This is a genomic window from Winogradskyella sp. 4-2091 (genome assembly GCF_045765065.1).
In the GTDB taxonomy this organism is placed as follows: domain Bacteria; phylum Bacteroidota; class Bacteroidia; order Flavobacteriales; family Flavobacteriaceae; genus Winogradskyella.
The window spans coordinates 339070-359612 of the sequence record NZ_JBJKOD010000001.1; the positions used below are offsets into that span (position 1 = coordinate 339070).

Consider the following 20543-nt stretch of genomic DNA (forward strand, 5'->3'; position numbering starts at 1 on the left):
ATCGGGTTATGGACGAGTATTTTTTTCAATGTCCTTATTGCTGGGAGCAAATTTCAATGCTTATTGATAGGTCTCAAAGCCGTCAAAAATACATAGAAGATTGCGAGGTTTGTTGCAATCCAATTCAATTATCAATCGTTATTGAGAATCAGTAAGTTGTAAGTTTTTATGCGGACAATATAGAACAATGATTGACTATAATAGTCTGATTATAAACATTTTTAGTTTTTACTATGTAGTTCATCGAAAAATGTTGTCGTTTATAGTGTAATTATGTATATTCGTTGCGTTATTGTGTCCCTCCACAAAAATCTACTAGTTATGAAGACACTAAAAATAACAATTCTATTCTGTTTAGTATCAGCATTTTCCTTTGCTGAAGTTTCTCAAATTCAAAAAGCAGCACTTGTAGATTTATATAATGCAACTAACGGCGAAGCTTGGAAAAATTCATGGGATTTAGAAGAGCCAGTTTCCTCATGGTACGGAATAACGTTAAAAGATGATAATGTTGTCGAAATTAATATGAGTTTCAATGACATGGAAGGTACCTTACCGGAATCAATTTCAGATCTAGAATACCTTAAGGTCCTAAATTTAGCTTTTAATAAATTAGAAGGTAAATTACCTAAATCATTAACTTCTATAATTACTTTAGAAGAATTGAAGCTGTTTTCTAATAAGTTTAATGGTTCTATACCAGGAGACATTGGCAATTTATCAAACTTGAAATCTTTAGAATTATATAATAATGATTTTTATGGCGCAATACCTAATTCAATAGGTGACTTAACTAATCTAGAAAATTTAATGCTAAGTAGTAACTTATTAATGGGAACACTACCAGCCAGTTTATCAAAATTACAATCATTAAAAGTTTTGAGTGTATTTGATAATAATTTATTTGGCACAATTCCATCTTCAATAGGTCAACTAACAGAATTAGAAGAGTTAGTGTTATCTAACAATGCTTTTTATGGAAATTTGCCTGGAGTTTTAGTAGAATTAACAGGTTTGAAAACATTATTGTTAAGCAATAATCAATTCAAAGGAAATTATGCTGTGTTAAAAGAATTACTACCTAATATTGTAGATTTTGATTTAGATGAAATAAATTTAAAAGGAGCTATTGCAACCTTAGATAATGAAGATGATGAGGACTAAATTATAATCATATAATGAGAATAACTATAGCGCTAATTTTTATTAAGCGTTTTTTTGTATTAAGTCTTTTGTATATTAAAAAAAGTATTATCTTTGCAGTCCTAAAATGATATAGTCGGCATTATGAACCGAAAGTTAAAAGCTAAGAAAATCATTTTATAATTAAATCGCGGGATAGAGCAGTAGGTAGCTCGTCGGGCTCATAACCCGAAGGTCACTGGTTCGAGTCCAGTTCCCGCTACTAAGTTTAAATTATTGAAAAACGGTTTAGTTTGCGCTAAACCGTTTTTTTATTCCTTTAAGTAATACCTTTCATGGTAATTCACTATAAGAGAATTTTATCTTTCTTTCTCATCATTAAACTTTATATCGATTTCAAAAAAACTATTAGTTAACGTGCTATACTTCAGTTTCTTAATCTATATTTTTGTAGTAAATAGACTATATTTTAGTGTTGTTTATCGATTAATTTGTTCTTATTATCTGATATTGTAAGAAAAACACTTGCATTTTGTCTAAAAAGATTAGAAAATATTTCTTCTTATCAAAAAAAATAGTATTTTCGTTTAAATGCAAATAAATCCGACAAAGTGTAAAATTGTAAAGTTCGGTTATAGTGTCTGTTTTATAAATACCAATTATTATGTTACGTTATTATCGTTTTTTAAATACTACTTCAATTTTTAAAAATAATTATTTTAAATCTAATTATAAGGTTAGATATTACTTAGCATTTGTAATGCTATTTGCTATGCTGTTGTCAAGTCAAGCGCAGCTAAGTGTTAGAAACAATAACTACATATTTGTTAATGACGAAATTGTATTTGTAAATAATGCAATTACGTTAGGTGAATCAGATTCAAAATTTTATCTAAGAGATGAAGCTCAGCTTATACAAGGTGAGGAAACTTCTTTAAATACGGGAATAGGAGAGTTGAGCGTCTACCAAACGGGTAATTCTAGTACTTATACCTATAACTATTGGTGTTCTCCAGTAGGTAATAATTCTATAGCGCAAGGGAACGAGGCTTCGCGCGTTAATCTCATTAATGAGGCTACTAATAATGTGACTTTAGAAGATCCAACTGGCTTAATATCTAGTGCTAACGTTTCTTTTACCTCTGATTTTGATGGGTTTGGATCACCTGTTTTAACGATATCTAATCGTTGGTTGTTTACCTACAGTACGTCTAATAATTATGCAGATTGGAATTATGTAGGAGAATCGTCATCAATTTTACCTGGTTTAGGTTTTACTATGAAAGGCGTAGCAGGTACAAACAATCAATTATATGACTTTAGAGGAAAGGCGAATAATGGTACAATTAGCAATATGGTTACACCAAATAAGTTTACACTAATTGGCAATCCGTATCCATCTGCTATTGACGCTTTGTTGTTTATTCACGATCCTCAAAATACAACTTTGAATAATGGTCCATCGCCTCAACCTACTACAACAGGTGCTTTATATTTCTGGGAACAATCTGATGAAGGGTCTCATAATATTGCTGATTATATTGGAGGTTATGCTTCTTACACTATTTCTGATACAGGAATGGAGAGCTTTGTTAATGCCATGTTTTCTGCCTATGACGGTTATGGAAATTCTGTTCCATTAGCTCCGTCACCTAGTGGTAATATGGGATCTAAAATATCAAAACGTTTTATTCCTATTGGTCAGGGTTTTATGGTAGAAGGTGAGAGTGGTATACCATTGGGATCACATGTGTATGTTAAGAATGCACATAGAGTGTATGAAAAAATATCTGATAATAGTAGTGTCTTTTTTAGAAGTGCTGTAACACAAAAAAATGCATCTTCAGAAGGAGCAAATGAAGTTGTATATAATGAATATGGACTAAATATTGTGCCAAGTGACTATAAAAGATTTCGTTTAAATGTTACTTTCAATGATCAATTTACAAGGCAATTAGTACATAATTTTCATGATAGTGCTACGCCTAACTTTGATTATGGATTAGAGGCTAAATCGCCTAGTGAAGCACCAACTGACGCTTTCTGGATACTAAACACTGAGCCTTTTACGATACAAGCAAGCGCATTTACTACAGATTTGGCGATACCAGTTGCCGTGAAGTCAGAGAATCAACAACAATTAAAGTTTAGTATTTTCGATATTCAAAATTTTGAAGAATCTCAACCTATTTATTTACATGATATAGAAAATGATATTTATATAGATCTAACGCAGCAAGACTATGATATAAATATAGAGGCCGGTAATTTTAATAATAGGTTTCAAATTGTATTTGTAAATGCTAGCACATTGAGTGCAGATACAATAATTAAACACCAGTTGGATGTTTTAATAAACAATGAAAATTCAGTATTTAGTCTTTTAAACCCAAATAGCCTTAATTTAAAATCTTTTCAGGTCTACGATGTCAATGGGAGAGAAGTTTTAAATTATTCAATTTCATCGTTACAAGAGCGTTATGAATATTCTTCAAAGCCTTTAAGTGATGGGATTTACATCGCCAAAATTCAAGTTGAGGGTAATACATCATTCACTAAAAAGCTTATTGTAACTCAAAAATAATGGGTTCACTAATTGTTTATTTTATGAATAATTATTTTTTTCTAAAGATTTCGATAAGCTAATGAAATTCAATAACATAATTAACTTTAGACTTAAGCAAAGGAAATTCAATACATAAATTGTTCTATTTAATTACTGATTATTAGATGTTTGATTGCTCATTATCTAATTATCTAAATAGATAAGCTGATTAATTATTATTACATAACCTAAGTTCTAAAATAAATTATATTCCGCTAAGTATTTATTCCGTTATATATAATAACAAATAAACTCAGCTTTGACTATATAATTAGCTTTGTTTGGGCTGTTAATAGACAAACCTTCCATCTCATTTATAATAAAGTCCAAAACATTAATTTTAAGACGCTCTAATCAGTTAAATTTATATCTAGCTAAGTTTTATGTTTGAATATATTGATAATGACAGAAGAAGTATCTTTAATTTGAGTGATAAAACCTTGTATTTGAGGTTGAGTAGATTAATTATAGCTTTTTCTGAATACTAATAAGAATGTATTTAAACTGTCGGTTTGAAAAAAAACTTATATAAACCTCTTATTAATGTTTAGTACAAAAAAAAGTCAAGATGAACTTACAAGTTCATCTTGACTTTTTTTTAATACGGTGTATAATGATTTAGTTTACTGTAGCCGTAACATTAGATTCTGAATATCCCCAATTGTCACTTCCAATATTTCTTCCCCATAGTGATATCGTATAGGTTCCACTACAATTACTATTTGTTCCACTAGTACCTCCGTAACCAGTTGTGTTGTCATGATTGACTTCGGAAAAACTTCCTCCAGATAAATTGATATCAGAACAATCACCACTTCCGATTAAACGGACTTCAAAGTTTAAAGTATCAGTAGTGCTAGTTCCCGTTAATTTAACAATTGTTGACCAATTAACTAATATAACATCACCATCTAAAACATCTAATGAAGCAGAGGAACTAGAAATTCTTCTCCATTCATCTGAGTTATTATAGTTTGCACTAGTTCCTCGAGCAAATGTAGCACTCCTGGTTGATCGAATGTTTAAAACACCTTCACTGTCTGCATATACTACTCTGTTTCCTGAATTACTTAATTCTCGTACGCGGACAGATCCATTATTAATATCTAACTTTTGAGTTGGAGCAGTTGTGCCGATACCTAGCCCAGTTGTGGTCAAAGTCATACCTGTGCTGGTGACTACTGCTGTACCTGCAGTAACACCTTCTGCTATTTCAAATGACATTGCAGCATTTACATTGTTATCAACATTTACGCTAATTCGTGCTGCATTGCCATCTACATCTGGTATTCTAGAAGTGTTGTTAAATGTAATATTTGCGTTTCCACCACCATCATTAGCTGTAAGTGCTACTGATCCTGTATTGATGCCGGTTTCTAATCTATTTACTGCAATTTGTGTATGTGTTGATGCTGCTCGACCTACTTGAATAATGCCACCATTCACATTTAGTTTTTCCTCAGGATCTGACATACCAATTCCTACTTTATTAGTATCCGCGTCCACTGCAAATGTATTACCGTCCACACGAAAAGCATTATCAGCTGAACTAGCAAAATGAAGAGTGTTAGTATTTAAGTTAACTGTACGGTCAGATGTTAAAGTTCCATTAGTACTATAAATATTGTCATTAATTCCACCACCAGCTGCCACAATTTCAGCGGCTGTTCTTCTTCTAATATTACCGCTTGAGTCTCTAGTTAGAATATTATCTGTTGCATCACCACTATTAACGGTTCTTATCCTTAAGTCTCCATTGATATCTAGTTTAGCAGTAGGATTTGAAAGGCCAATACCAACTTCGTTATCACTACCTTCAATAACTAAAGTACTAGAATCGAAATTAACATCGAAGTTATTCTGTGTGATATAACGATTTGCAGTAATAATACCATTATTGCTGTAAAAATTATCATCGCTTCCACCGCCAGCAGCCACAATTTGCGCAGCTGTTCTACGACGAATATTTCCGCTAGAATCTCTTGTTAAGATATAATCACTGTCTTCTCCGTTATTAACGGTTCTAATTCTAGCCGTTCCGCTAACATCTAATTTAGCAGTAGGATCACTTATGCCAATACCAATATTACCTCCATCTTCTATAAAGAAATCATCCGTGTTATTTGTACCTAATCTTACTTGTCCGGATCCACGATTACGGAAATACATAATACCATTACCTTCATTGTCAATAATGAAATCGCCATCTGTGCCATTATTTCTAATAATCTCGGCATCATTAGAAGCGTCCGCATCTGAGTGGAATTGTATTCTAGAGTTTCTGTTACCAGTACCCATTTCGTTTAGTCTAAAGTCTCCATCTCGAGAAACATTTGTTCCTAATCTACTATTCCCATTAACATGAAGTCGTTCAGCGGGAGTCGTGGTTCCAATACCAACATAACCGTTATTGTTAATTCTTACTCTTTCGTTATTATTTGAGTAAATGGCCAAAATCCCATCTCCTTGTTGTTGTAAACCTGTATCAGTATCACCAATGGCTAAATCTATATTAGGATTGCTGGTACCAATACCTACGTTATCTGAGCTACCATCAATAAATAAAGTGTTAGCATCAAAATTTACGTCGTAATTGTTTTGTGTTATATTACGAGTACTTGTAATAGTACCACTTGTAGAATAAATATTATCATCACTTCCACCACCAGCAGCTACAATTTCAGCGGCTGTTCTTCTTCTAATATTACCGCTTGAGTCTCTAGTTAGAATATTATCCGTTGCCGCACCACTATTAACGGTTCTTATTCTAAGATCTCCGTTGATATCTAGTTTAGCAGTAGGGTTTGAAAGACCAATACCAACTTCGTTATCACTACCATCAATAACTAAAGTGCTAGAATCAAAATTAACATCGAAGTTGTTCTGAATAATATTACGATTACCAGTAATAGTGCCACTTGTGGAATAAAAATTATCATCGCTTCCACCGCCAGCAGCCACAATTTGCGCAGCTGTTCTACGGCGAATATTTCCGCTAGAATCTCTCGTTAAGATATAATCACTGTCTTCTCCATTGTTAACGGTTCTAATTCTAGCCGTTCCGCTAACATCTAATTTAGCAGTAGGGTCACTTATACCAATACCAATATTACCTCCATCTTCTATAAAGAAATCATCCGTGTTATTTGTACCTAATCTTACTTGTCCGGATCCACGATTACGTAGATACATTATTCCGTTCCCTTCGTTATCGATAATTAGGCTACCATCTACGCCATTATTTCTAATAATTTCGGCATCATTAGAAGCGTCCGCATCTGAGTGGAATTGTATTCTAGAGTTTCTGTTACCAGTACCCATTTCGTTTAGTCTAAAGTCTCCATCTCGAGAAACATTTGTTCCTAATCTACTATTCCCATTAACATGAAGTCGTTCAGCGGGAGTCGTGGTTCCAATACCAACATAACCGTTATTGTTAATTCTTACTCTTTCATTATTATTTGAGTAAATGGCTAAAATTCCATCTCCTTGTTGTTGTAAACCTGTATCAGTATCACCAATGGCTAAATCTATATTAGGATTGCTAGTGCCAATACCTACGTTATCTGAGCTACCATCAATAAATAAAGTGTTGGCATCAAAATTTACATCGTAATTGTTTTGTGTTATATTACGAGTACTTGTAATTGTGCCACTTGTGGAATATATATTATCATCACTTCCGCCACCAGCTGCCACAATTTCAGCTGCTGTTCTTCTTCTAATATTACCGCTTGAGTCTCTAGTTAGAATATTATCAGTTGCCGCACCACTATTAACGGTTCTTATTCTAAGGTCTCCATTGATATCTAGTTTAGCAGTAGGGTTTGAAAGACCAATACCAACTTCGTTATCACTACCTTCAATAACTAAAGTGCTAGAATCGAAATTAACATCGAAGTTATTTTGTGTGATATAACGATTTGCAGTAATAATACCATTATTGCTGTAAAAATTATCATCGCTTCCACCACCAGCAGCCACAATTTGCGCAGCTGTTCTACGACGAATATTTCCGCTAGAATCTCTTGTTAAGATGTAATCACTGTCTTCTCCGTTATTAACGGTTCTAATTCTAGCAGTACCACTAACATCTAATTTAGCAGTTGGATTACTTATACCAATACCAATATTACCTCCATCTTCGATAAAGAAATCATCCGTGTTATTTGTACCTAACCTTACTTGTCCGGATCCACGATTACGTAGATACATTATTCCGTTCCCTTCGTTATCGATAATTAGGCTACCATCTACGCCATTATTTCTAATAATTTCGGCATCATTAGAAGCGTCCGCATCTGAGTGAAATTGTATTCTAGAGTTTCTGTTACCAGTACCCATTTCGTTTAGTCTAAAGTCTCCATCGCGAGAAACATTTGTTCCTAATCTACTATTCCCATTAACATGAAGTCGTTCAGCGGGAGTAGTGGTTCCAATACCAACATAACCGTTATTGTTAATTCTTACTCTTTCATTATTATTTGAGTAAATGGCTAAAATTCCATCTCCTTGTTGTTGTAAACCTGTATCAGTATCACCAATGGCTAGATCTATATTAGGATTGCTAGTGCCAATACCTACGTTATCTGAGCTACCATCAATAAATAAAGTGTTGGCATCAAAATTTACATCGTAATTGTTTTGTGTTATATTACGAGTACTTGTAATTGTGCCACTTGTGGAATATATATTATCATCACTTCCGCCACCTGCAGCTACGATTTCTGCTGCTGTTCTTCTGCGGATATTACCATTTGAGTCTCTAGTTAATATATTATCAGAGTCAGCACCATTATTTACAGATCTAATTCTGGCTGCTCCATTAACATCTAATTTTGCAGTTGGATTGTTAGTACCAATACCAACTTCATTTTCATTACCTTCAATAACTAATGTATTAGAATCTATATTTAGTTCGTAATTACCGGTCGTAAGTGTTCTGTTGGCATCTAATATTAGATTAGAATTTGCAATATTGGTATCTGATCCTGTCGTTATATCGCTTATAGGTACCGTTGCCGTATTACCATTTTCTAGCGTAATGCTTAGATTAGCTCCTATAACACTAAAGTTAGATACTTTTTGATTATCGGCATTAGAGCCAGCTGCGACGCGAACCCATACACTATTATCCCAATAGTAGTATCCAGGCTGAACATCACTGATCAGTTGTGTATTGTAAATTAATAGACTTTCAACATTACCACCAGTAATGGTTGTGGTATCGTTTGTGCTAGTTAACTCTACTCTGGGAATTAGAATACCTTGTGAATTTGATTCTATATCCAAGATTGAAGAAGGATTAGGTGTTGTAGTTCCTATACCTACCTGAGCATTGGAATAAGTGCAAAAGCCAAAAAATAATATGGCAATTTTAAGGCTTGTCGAGAATTGAGGTTTCATTTTTCTGTTATTTGATGGTACAAATAAATATAAAAATCCGATTAAATGCAAGTTTTTCCGATAAAATGTAAAATTGTAGGCGGAATTTCTTTCTAATTTGATTCAATATGTAAGAAAAATGACAATAATTTTTTGTTGTATGCCTTTTTTTAGAAGTTATTAATTGATGGTTAAATCTACTTATTAGAAAAATAAGCAATACCTTACATATCAGTATTTATTTTGAATATTCAATTAATATGTACCTATTGTTTTTCTAATTGTATTGAAATAGAGTCGTTTTTATAATTTTTAGTTTTCAACAACATATTTCTCTATTGAAAAATTATCTTAATATTTTAGTACTTATATAATTCTTATAAATGAGTTTATCAAAGAAAAAAATAGGATTATTCTTAGGTCCAATTGCTTTCATTTTCATCAAATTGTTTTTTAATCCGGAAGGGTTAGATGCTACAGCAAATGCGGTTTTGGCATCAACGATTTGGATTGCAATCTGGTGGATAACAGAGGCTATAGCTATACCTGCAACTGCATTACTACCCATTGTGTTGTTTCCTTTGTCTGGCGGATTGTCTTTAAGTGAAACAACGGCTTCTTATGGACATAAGTATATTTTTTTATTTGTAGGAGGTTTTATTTTGGCAATAGCTATAGAGAAATGGAATTTACATAAACGAATTGCTCTAAACATTATCAAAGTAGTTGGTACTAATATTAGTAGAATTATTTTAGGTTTTATGGTGGCAACTGCCCTATTGTCAATGTGGATTTCTAATACAGCTACGGCTGTAATGATTTTGCCAGTAGGTATTGCTATAGTTTTGCACCTTCAGGATAACCCAGAAACTAAAGAAAACGAGAATTTAATTTTTGGGAAGGCATTAATGTTGGCAATTGCATACAGTGCGTCAATTGGTGGTATGGCAACATTAATTGGCACACCTCCTAATTTAGTATTGGCAGGTGTTGTAGAAAATACATATAATACCGAAATTACATTTTCTCAATGGTTTGCTTTTGGTTTTCCTATCAGCATAATACTTTTAATTATATGCTGGTTTTATTTAACTCGAATTGCATTTAAATTTAAACAAAAAGAGTTTCCTGGAGGAAAACAAGAAATAGATAAGCAATTGGCAGCATTAGGAAAAATGACCTACGAAGAAAAGGCTGTATTAATTATTTTTTCAATTACTGCTATTGCTTGGATCGCTAGATCTTTCTTATTGGTAAAGTGGTTACCTGCAATTGATGATACAATTATTGGAATGATCGCATCTATGGTTTTGTTTTTAATTCCGAGTAAATTGAAAAACTCAGCATTAGTAAATTGGGAAGATGCTGTTAAATTGCCTTGGGGAATTCTTCTGCTTTTTGGTGGAGGTATGGCATTAGCTAGTGGTTTTGAGTCATCTGGTTTAGCTGCTTGGATAGGAAATCAATTGACGACCTTAATAGGTGTTTCTGTATTTGTAGTATTAATTGTTTTAATTTCATCGGTAAATTTTCTCACGGAAATCACATCTAATATGGCAACAACCGCGATGTTATTACCAGTATTAGTATCATTAGCAGTTATTCTAGATATTCATCCCTATATCTTATTAGTTAGTGCTACAGTAGCAGCATCTTGTGCTTTTATGCTGCCCGTTGCAACACCACCAAACGCGGTTGTATTTGGTTCTGGTTATTTAAAAATTAGTGATATGGTAAGAAAAGGAATTTGGATGAATTTAATTTCAATTGTTATCCTCACATTATTTGTTTATTTCATCTTACCATTAATCTGGAATTTAAATTAATATGAATCAATAAATTACAGGTTTGATCTATTGGAGAAAACGTTTTACAATTACCATTTTTTGTTCAAAGCATATATTCTTAGTTTATAATTATTACTTTTAAATCGTTTTCAATACAAATGAGTCATCGCAAAAAAAATGATTAAACGTTTTACATATATAAGTCTTCTTATCTCTTGTTTATTTTTTTTTAAAGCGAATGCTCAGTTTTCACCTCAAATTCAAAATTATAGTTTAGCAGAATATAAAGCCGCTAATCAAAACTGGGATATTACACGTTCTGAGGATGGCTATGTTTATGTCGCAAATAATAATGGGCTTTTGGTTTATGATGCCTTAAACTGGAAGTTTTATCAATTACCAAATAAAACAACTGTACGTTCAGTTTTTGCACATAACGATCTCATATTTACAGGATCCTATGAGGAGTTTGGCTATTGGAAAAAAGATGAATTTGGGATTTTAAATTACAACTCCCTTAGTGATGATATTATAGACCTTATTTCACCAAATGAAGAAATTTGGCAAATTGTAAAAATTAAAGACAAAATTATCTTTAGGTCTTTTCTAAATATTTATATCTATGATTTTAAGAAAGTAGTTCAATTAAGGCCTATGTCTGCTATAATTTCTTGCAATGTTGTAGATGATAAACTGTACGTTTGTACTTTAAATAAAGGTATTTTTTCTTTAGAAAGTGATGAATTAAAACCTTTTTATTTTGATGAACAATTAGCCGATACTAAAATAGTGTCACTAACTAAATTTAAAGATGGATTACTGGTCTTGACTTCACTAAAAGGTAGTTATTATTTGTATAATAATGAATTAAAGCCGGCTGGTTTTGAGATTGATAAAGAAATAAAACAGCATCAGCTCAATAAATTTGCACAGTTAACTAATGGAGAAATGGTATTTGGGACCATTAAAGATGGCGTGATAATTACAGATTCTCAAGGGAAATTTAAATCTCATGTTAGTAAGGAGAATGGGCTGTTAAATAATACGGTTTTAGGCCAATTTATAGATGCATCCAATAACTTATGGTTAGGTTTAGATAATGGGATTTCAAAAATTGACTTAGATAGTCAGCATTATTTTTATAATGATCAATCAGGAAAACTTGGTGCTGTGTATGATGTATTGCGGTATAAAGGATCTATTTACATAGGAAGTAATACAGGACTCTTTAGGTTAGATGAAAATGAAAGCCTACAATTTATTGAAGGATCTCAGGGTCAAGTTTGGGATTTAAAAATTATTGAAGATCAATTATTTTGTGGGCACAATGAAGGAACATTTATTGTAGATGGCGATCAATTAACCTTAATTTCGGATTTTACAGGAGGTTGGACAATTAAAAAAGTTCCAGAAAGTAGTCATACCTACATTCAAGGAACTTATACAGGCCTTGTAAAGTTTAAAAAAAACAATGATAAATGGATTGTAAAACATTTAGGTAAAACCACAATTCCATCTCGTTTTCTAGTTTTTGAAAATCCTAATACAGCTTGGGTCGCACATGCTTACAAAGGGTTGTATAGAATTAAATTTGATGCAAATTATGATTCAATTTCTAGTGTTAAATCATATAGTAATAAAGGAATAGTTTCAGATTTTAATCTAAGGGTTTATAATATAAAGAACAATATAAGTTTTAAAACAAATGATGGTTGGCAAAAATATGAGCCAATTATTGACTCCATTATTCCGTACAATTTGCTTAATGAAAAATTTGGGAAAGAAAGCTATATAATTTCTGAAGAAGATACCAATCAAATAGCGCTTATAAATAAAGAAGGTGTTATTAGCTTAAAAACATTAAATAATAATACGGATAGTATAACGTTTGGCAACCGAAGAATTAAAAATCGTTATGTAGTCGGTTATGAGAATGTTTCTAAAATTGAAGATTCCATTTATGGCCTTAATTTGGTGAATGGTTTCATGATGATGGAGAATAGTTTTAAAAAGAATCTCGAATTAGTGAAACCTAAAATTCAATCTATTTCAATAAATAAAAAATCAATAGTTCTTCCGTCTGATAATGAATCTATCACATTAGAGTACGGAGAAAATTTAGAATTAGAACTCACATCACCAAAATCTAATAATCATTATTTTGAATATAACTTGTCTAATAATGAAGATAATTGGTATAGAGTTGATAACAATACCATTGAGCTTACTAATTTAATAGAAGGTGATTATAAAATCAAGTTCGTAGCAAATAACGACTTTGGAAATGTTTCGCCAATACAAAGCTTTGAATTCGAAATAAAACCACCTTGGTATAGAGGTGCATTAGGAATTTTACTCTATATCTTAATTTTTGCACTTGCAATTATTGGCTTCTTCTATGTACAGAAGAGAAAAGTATTAAGGCAACAGCGACTTATTAAAATTAAATATCAAAAAGAACAACAAAAATTATTGAGGGAGAAAACACTGGAGAATGAAAAACGAATTGTGCAATTAAAAAACGATGCCCTTCAAAATGATATAAAGCTAAAAAGTAAACAATTAGCAAATAATGCTATGGCTTTAGTTAAAAAGAATGAGTCCTTGCAAGAAATCAAAAAGGAATTAATGATTAATAAAGATGGCTTTCAAAATTACTACGCCTATAAAAAACTTTTAAAACGCGTGGATAATTCTATTGTGTTAAAAGACGAATGGGAAGTTTTTGAGTACAATTTTAATCAAGTGCACGATGAGTTTTTTGTGAAGTTAAAGCAACAAAACCCAAAATTAACACCAAAGGATTTAAAAATTTGTGCATACATCAAAATGAATTTATCCTCTAAGGAGATTGCACCTTTATTAAACATCTCTGTGAGAGGTGTAGAAACACATCGTTATAGACTTAAAAAGAAATTAAATTTAGAAAATGATACTTCTATAGTGGATTATTTATTGAATATTAAATAATCAACACTCTATTTTATCAATTAAGTAATTATTCACTACGTCATTACTACGTCATTCTGTTAAATAACGTGTATCTACAACGTTTTTTTAGTAGCTTTAGAGTACGTCAATCTAGGATATTTCTCTAAAATGACTAAAAATAAAATGAGTGACGTATTTAAAATGTAAATAGATGTTAACAGTATTTAACATTAGGTTATAATTTAGACAAATACAACAACTAAATAATCAACTCTAATATTTATTAATTTCTATGAAAACAAAATTCAGTTTATTGTTAATGCTGTTTTTTTCAATTTGTGCTTTCGCTCAGCAGATTGAGATTAGCGGAATTGTAACAACCGAAAGTGATGGGATGCCTTTGCCAGGAGCAAATGTCCTAGTACAAGGAACAAGTAGAGGTACTACAACAGATTTTGATGGTAAATTTACTATTAAAGTAACTTCAGGAGAACGCGTTGAGTTTAGCTACATTGGCTTAGAGACTCAAGTAATAGTAATTGAGAACCAAACAGAGCTAACAATTATTCTAAAAGATGACGTAGCTTCATTAAATGAAGTCGTTGTAATAGGTTATGGTACTCAGAAAAAAGAAGATTTAACAGGTGCAATTACTACAGTGAAGTCTGATGACATTGAAAAAACACCTAACAGTAACGTAATGCAATCTTTACAAGGTAAGGTTGCAGGTGTTCAAATTACAAGCAGTGGTTCTCCAGGAGGATCACCAAATGTGAGAGTAAGAGGTGTAAACTCTTATTTAGCAGGTAATAATCCATTATATGTTGTGGATGGTATGTTTTATGACAACATTGATTTTCTAGATTCAAGTCAAATTGAAACCATCTCTGTTTTAAAAGATGCTTCGTCTATTGCTATTTTTGGACAAAGAGGTGTAAATGGTGTTATTATCGTTGAAACAAAAAATGGTAAATTAGAACAAAAACCTGTATTTACTTACACAGGTTATTCAGGGTTTCAAAATGCTCAGAACGTTGTCAAAATGGCTAACGCAGAGCAATTTGTTACTATGGCTTATGAGTCAGGATCACAAGCAGATATTGAGTTTGTAGAAAATGCCATTCAACGTTATGGAAGAAGTAGAGTAAACCCTAATATTCCAGACGTCAACACAGACTGGTATAAAGAAGTATTGCGTGTGGCTCCAATTACTAGTCATGGAATTGGTGTAACAGGTGGAACGGAAAATACAACTTACGGTGTTAATGCTAACTATTTTTCACAAGATGGAATATTAGATATGAAAAATGAATACGAACGTTTCAATATTCAATCTAATGTAGAGATAAAACTTTCTGATCGTATTACTGTAGGTACAAATGCTATTTTTAGTAATGCTACACAGTACAATCCTGAAAATGGTGCATGGTTTCAGGCGTATTTTGCGGTGCCAATATTACCAGTTTATGATTATGTAAATACTGAAGCAGATCCAATTGCTTTTTCAGATGCAACAGCATTAGGTTATCGTGGATCTCAAAATCCGTTTCCTGCAATGACTTTTAATGATAATCAGGTTAAAACCAGAAAAGTTTTAGCAAGTATGTTCTTAGAAGTAGATATAATCACAGATAAACTAAAGTTTAAAACAGCTTATAGCCATGATTATTCTACAGTTTCTGAGCGAAATGTAAGATTACCATTTTTTATATCAGAAAATTCACAGCGTGAGACGTCTTCTATAAGACGAGCTGAATTAAAATTTTCTAATCAATTATGGGATAATACATTGACGTTTAAAGATAGTTTTGGCAATCATAATGTAACCGTAATTGCCGGTACTTCATATCGCGATGATCAATTCAATACGTTTTCGGCAACAGGTAATGATGTTCAAGGAATTGGTCTTGAGAGCTCATGGTATTTAAATTTTGCAGATCCTACAACCTTCAGTAATCAAGTTAATGAAATAGGTGATAGGTTTTATTCATTTGCGCTTTTTGGTAGGTTAGAATATAGTTACAAGGATAAGTATTTATTAAATGCTACACTTAGACATGAAGGTGATGGTAGATTCCCAAAGAAGTTATGGGAAACAACACCATCAGTAGGTCTAGGTTGGGTAATATCTAAAGAAGATTTCTTTGAAGAGAACAACCTTTTTAATTTTTTAAAATTAAGAGCTTCTTGGGGAAAATTAGCTAACGGATCATTAGGTGGAAGTACAGGTACTAGAACGGTATCACAAGTAGTAACCGATATAGGAGATATACCTACAAATGGAATTTTAACGACAAATACGTTTCAAAACTTACGAAGAGAAATCTTGGAAGAAATGAATTTTGGTATTAGCTCACGTTTATTTGATAATAAATTAAGTTTAGAATTAGATTATTACATCAGAGATACGGAAAATCTAGTTTTACCACGAGAAGTGCCTATAACAGCAGAAGTGGTAAATGATAACATTGGCGAAATGAGAAACCAAGGTTTAGAAATAGCTGCTAATTGGAGTCAAACCATAAATGATAATTGGAGTTTTTCTATTGGTGGAAATATTGCAACTTTAAAAAACGAAGTTACTCAGATAAATAGCGAGCAAGGATATTTTGATACCGGAAGTGCAGAATTTCGTCAAAGGCTTATTGTAGGTGAACCTGTCAATGCCTTCTTTGGTTGGGAAGTAGCTGGTGTATATCAAAATGATGAGCAAATTGCATCTAGTGCTACAGCACAGTACGAATTAACGGAAAATAACAACGAATTAGTTCCAGGGGATTTTATCTATAAAGATCAAAATAATGACGGAAAAATTGATGCAGATGATAGAGTTGTTTTAGGTTCATATTTACCAACGTTTAATTATGGTGGTAACATTAATGTAGCTTACAAAAACTTTGATTTTTCTGTTGCTATTTCTGGTCAAACAGGAAATAGTATTCTAAATAGAAAAAGAGGTGAAGTTATCTTTACTAATGATACAAATGTTGATGCAGAATTCGCAATTAACAGATGGCATGGTGAAGGAACTACGAATTCATTCCCATCATCAGAAGGTCGCAGAAAGGCTTGGAATCAAAAAATGAGTAGCTTCTTTGTTGAAGATGGCGCTTATTTCAGAGTTCAAAACATACAATTAGGTTATAGAATTCCCTCAAGCAGTTTTAAAGGGAAATTTTCGCCAGATGTTAAGGTAACTCTTACTGCTGAACGACCAATTACAATTTTTGATTATAATGGTTTTAATCCTGAAGTGGCAAATGGAGTAGATCGTCAAACCTACCCAGTACCAGCGGTTTATACTTTAGGAGTTAACATTAAAATATAATAAAAAAAGCTAAACATGAAAAATTTAAAACAAGTAACAAAACAGCTGGCTTTAATGTTGGCGGTCTTTACAGCATTCTTTGCTTGTACAGATAAATTAGAAGAAAACGACGGACAACTGGCTGCAGATGATTTAGATTTAACCATTTCAGAAGATATGATTCTTCCACTTATTGGTGCATATTCAGCAGTTTATTCTAGAGGATGGGAAGATCCTTTATTAATAGGTGTGAGAGGTGATGATGTAAACGCAGGTGGATTAGGAGATCAGCCGCAGTTTGCAGATACAGATCTATTTGTATACGACAATGGATTTTGGATGTACAACCAAATATGGGAAAACTTTTATGGAGACATAGTAAGAATTGTTAGTTCACGAGAAACAATTCAAAATTATAAAGATTTTGCTATAGGAGATTACGTTGATAAAGCAGACCAATATATGGCAGAGTGTAAAGTGTTAAGTGGATTTACACATTTTCAAATGTCAAGATTATGGGGAGATATTTTTATCATTAACTCATCTGATATTACATCAGAATTAGAGAATGGAGTAAAAACTAAAGCTGAGGTAATGCAATATATATCGGATTTAATGGATGAAGCAATTCCGTTTTTGCCAAATCAAAGACCTAATGAAAGAGAAGATGTCTCTGCAGGCGTAACTAAATATACGGCATTAGCAATTAAAGCTTTAGCAAATTTAGAATTAGAGAATTACCAAGGTGTAGCAGATGCAACTAGCGAAATTATAAGTTCAGATAAGTTTAATTTATATCCAGATTTTTACGAGTTGTTTAAAAAGCCTGGCGAAAGAAGTAATGAAAACCTTTTTGAGCTTCAATTCTCAGATTACAATACAGAATCAGGAGCTACAAACAATCACTTATATGCGCCATTTGGACCTTCTAGTTGGACACCTGCAGTCTCAACAGCTTCTGGAGGATGGGGTTTTTATGAGCCAAGTTTAAAGTATATCAAGTTTATGATTGATAGAGGTGATCAAACAAGGTTAGTAACTAGTGTGAATTTTACACCAAGAGGAATGGATGAATTAATGTTAGATCCTAATTATGCTACCTTACCTAGCTATATTTCTAATACAACATTAGATGGCGATATATTTAACGATTATCCTAGGGCTATGTTTGGTAGTGGTAAACACTATTTACCATCAAACCAATTAACACCTGGTAGAAATAGTTATGGCTCAAGTAAGAATTTCATTGTAATTAGATATGCAGAAATATTATTAATGCATGCAGAAGCACTGACACAAGGAGCTACTAGTTCTGCGATGACAGCAGATCAAGCTGTTAATATGGTAAGAGGAAGAGTCGGAATGCCTTCACTTACTGGTGTAACAAATGACCAAGTTATGGATGAAAAATTTGCTGAACTTGGTATGGAATGGGGTGTTCGTTATTTTGATATGATTCGATTAAATAAATATGACGAATTAAGCTACGATGGCAGAACTTTTACCGCAGATAAAGAGCTTTTACCTTATCCGCAGAATCAATTGGATTTGTTACCACTTAATAACAATTAAAAAATAAGAAAATGAAAAATATAAAAACATACATATTTGCATTAACGGCTTTGCTAATGTTAGGTTCTTGTTACGAAGGGATTGATCCAATCACAGCGGTAGATCCAGGTAACGATGTTGGAGCACCAGTTATTTCTATTGTAAAACCAAGTGAAGGTTTTGAGATACAAGTGCCAGAACCAGTGACTTCAACAGCAATAGAGTTCAGAGTAGAAGATGACATTGAAATTATGTCAGTTTCTGTAAGTCTAGATGGACAAGTTATTGCAGCTTTCGATTCATTTTTAGACTATAGAATTTTTAATAGTGAATTTGTTTACGATAACATTACAACTGGTGAACACGTATTACAAGTTACTGCTGTAGATATAGTAGGGAATGAAACTATAGCAACGTCAAATTTTAGTAAAGAACCACCTTATACACCACTTTTTAGTGGAGAAACATTTTACATGAATTTTGATGGTAGTTATACTGAATTGGTAACAGTTACGGATGCTACAGAGGTTGGTATGCCAAGTTTTGCTCCAGAAGCTCGTGTGGGTTCAGGTGCTTATGCTGGTGCTACAGATTCTTATTTAACATTCCCGACAAGTGGATTGTTAGGAAATCAATTTAGTGCTTCATTTTGGACCAAAGTTAATGCAGATCCAGACCGTGCAGGTGTCTTAGTTATTGGGCCACCAGATGATGCAAATCCTGATGCCCAAAATAACAGAACAAGTGGATTTAGATTATTTAGAGAAAATGCAGGAGGCATGCAACGTTTTAAGCTTAATGTAGGTAATGGTACTGCAGATTCTTGGTTTGATGGAGGTACTGATGCAGATGTAGACCCAACAACAGATGAGTGGGTACACATTGCATTTACTATTTCAGAATCTGAAGCGGTTGTTTATATCAATGGAGAAGTCGTAAAGCAAGGCACATTAGATGGTGGAGTTGATTGGACTGGTTGTGATGTGCTATCTATAATGTCTGGTGCTCCAAGGTTTTCAGGTTGGGGACATGAATCTGATAGTGGTTATATGGATGATTTAAGATTATTCAATATCGCTTTATCACAAGATGAAATTGTTGGAATGATTGCGCAAAGTGACGAAATTTTTAAACTAGGGTTTAATGGTAGTTATACCGATAGTTACAGTGATGAAGATTGTACAGAAGTAGGAAACCCTTCTTATACAGGATCTAGTGATGCTTATGAAGGAAATAATGCTTATTTAGGTGCAACTGATTCGTATTTAACTTTCCCAACAGCTGGCTTACTAAACGAAGAGTTTTCTGCAGTGTTTAGATACAAAGTAAATGAAACGCCAGATAGAGCAGGTATTTTAGTAATAGGTCCACCAGATGCGGATAATCCAGATGCTCAAAACAATAGATCTAGTGGTTTTAGGTTATTCCGAGAAAATGCAGGTGGATTACAAAGAATAAAATTAAATGCAGGTAACGGCACAGCCGATTCTTGGTTTGATGGTGGTGCAGACGCAGATATTGATCCTACAAGTAACCAATGGCATCAAGTCGCGTTTACAATATCAGCTACAGAATGTGTTGTATATATTGATGGTGTTGTGGTAAAACAAGGCGAATTCTCAGGTATAGATTGGACGGATTGTGATGTGTTATCTATAATGTCTGGAGCACCAAGATTTACAGGATGGAATCATAATTCCGATGAGAGTGCAATGGATGATTTAAGAATATTTAAAAAAGCACTTTCTCACACAGAAATACTTTCAATGCTATAATAGTATTGTCTTTAAATAAGATATTTTGTTTGAATTAGTCTTTATACCTTTAGCTGTAT

9 protein-coding genes and 1 tRNA gene are annotated in these 20543 nt (G+C 32.8%); 9 read left to right on the top strand and 1 reads right to left on the bottom strand.

Features of this window, described 5'->3' with window-relative positions; all coding sequences use genetic code 11:
- Positions 1-8 precede the first annotated feature (8 nt).
- The 4 genes from ACJBCC_RS01510 to ACJBCC_RS01525 all read left to right on the top strand — a co-directional run bounded on the left by ACJBCC_RS01510 (position 9) and on the right by ACJBCC_RS01525 (position 3727).
- On the top strand, positions 9-155 hold the full coding sequence (locus ACJBCC_RS01510) for a CPXCG motif-containing cysteine-rich protein (protein WP_407556204.1): 147 nt from the start codon (positions 9-11) through the stop codon (positions 153-155).
- A 166-nt stretch (positions 156-321) separates the two neighbouring features.
- Positions 322-1164: a Two component regulator three Y domain protein gene (locus ACJBCC_RS01515; protein ID WP_299099322.1), complete on the top strand. Its 843-nt coding sequence runs from the start codon at positions 322-324 to the stop codon at positions 1162-1164.
- Between the two features lie 168 nt (positions 1165-1332).
- A tRNA-Met gene (locus ACJBCC_RS01520) sits at positions 1333-1405 on the top strand.
- Between the two features lie 402 nt (positions 1406-1807).
- Positions 1808-3727, top strand: a complete 1920-nt coding sequence (locus ACJBCC_RS01525) for a T9SS type A sorting domain-containing protein (protein WP_407556205.1) — start codon at positions 1808-1810, stop codon at positions 3725-3727.
- Positions 3728-4366: 639 nt separating this feature from the next.
- On the opposite strand, the gene ACJBCC_RS01530 is transcribed toward ACJBCC_RS01525, so the two are convergent.
- Positions 4367-9154, bottom strand: coding sequence for a beta strand repeat-containing protein (locus ACJBCC_RS01530; RefSeq protein WP_407556206.1), 4788 nt, complete (start codon positions 9152-9154; stop codon positions 4367-4369).
- Positions 9155-9516: 362 nt separating this feature from the next.
- Between ACJBCC_RS01530 and ACJBCC_RS01535 the strand changes: the two genes are divergently transcribed.
- The 5 genes from ACJBCC_RS01535 (at position 9517) to ACJBCC_RS01555 (ending at position 20484) form a co-directional block, all read left to right on the top strand.
- Complete coding sequence (locus ACJBCC_RS01535; protein WP_299099328.1) at positions 9517-10959, top strand: DASS family sodium-coupled anion symporter; 1443 nt, start codon at positions 9517-9519, stop codon at positions 10957-10959.
- 138 nt (positions 10960-11097) lie between these two features.
- The gene (locus ACJBCC_RS01540) at positions 11098-13890 is read left to right on the top strand and encodes a LuxR C-terminal-related transcriptional regulator (protein ID WP_299099330.1); all 2793 of its coding nucleotides are present in this window, start codon (positions 11098-11100) and stop codon (positions 13888-13890) included.
- Between the two features lie 253 nt (positions 13891-14143).
- Complete coding sequence (locus ACJBCC_RS01545) at positions 14144-17179, top strand: SusC/RagA family TonB-linked outer membrane protein (RefSeq protein WP_407556207.1); 3036 nt, start codon at positions 14144-14146, stop codon at positions 17177-17179.
- A gap of 15 nt (positions 17180-17194) precedes the next feature.
- Positions 17195-18730, top strand: a complete 1536-nt coding sequence (locus ACJBCC_RS01550) for a RagB/SusD family nutrient uptake outer membrane protein (protein ID WP_299099334.1) — start codon at positions 17195-17197, stop codon at positions 18728-18730.
- Positions 18731-18741: 11 nt separating this feature from the next.
- On the top strand, positions 18742-20484 hold the full coding sequence (locus ACJBCC_RS01555) for a LamG domain-containing protein (RefSeq protein ID WP_299099336.1): 1743 nt from the start codon (positions 18742-18744) through the stop codon (positions 20482-20484).
- Positions 20485-20543 lie beyond the last annotated feature (59 nt).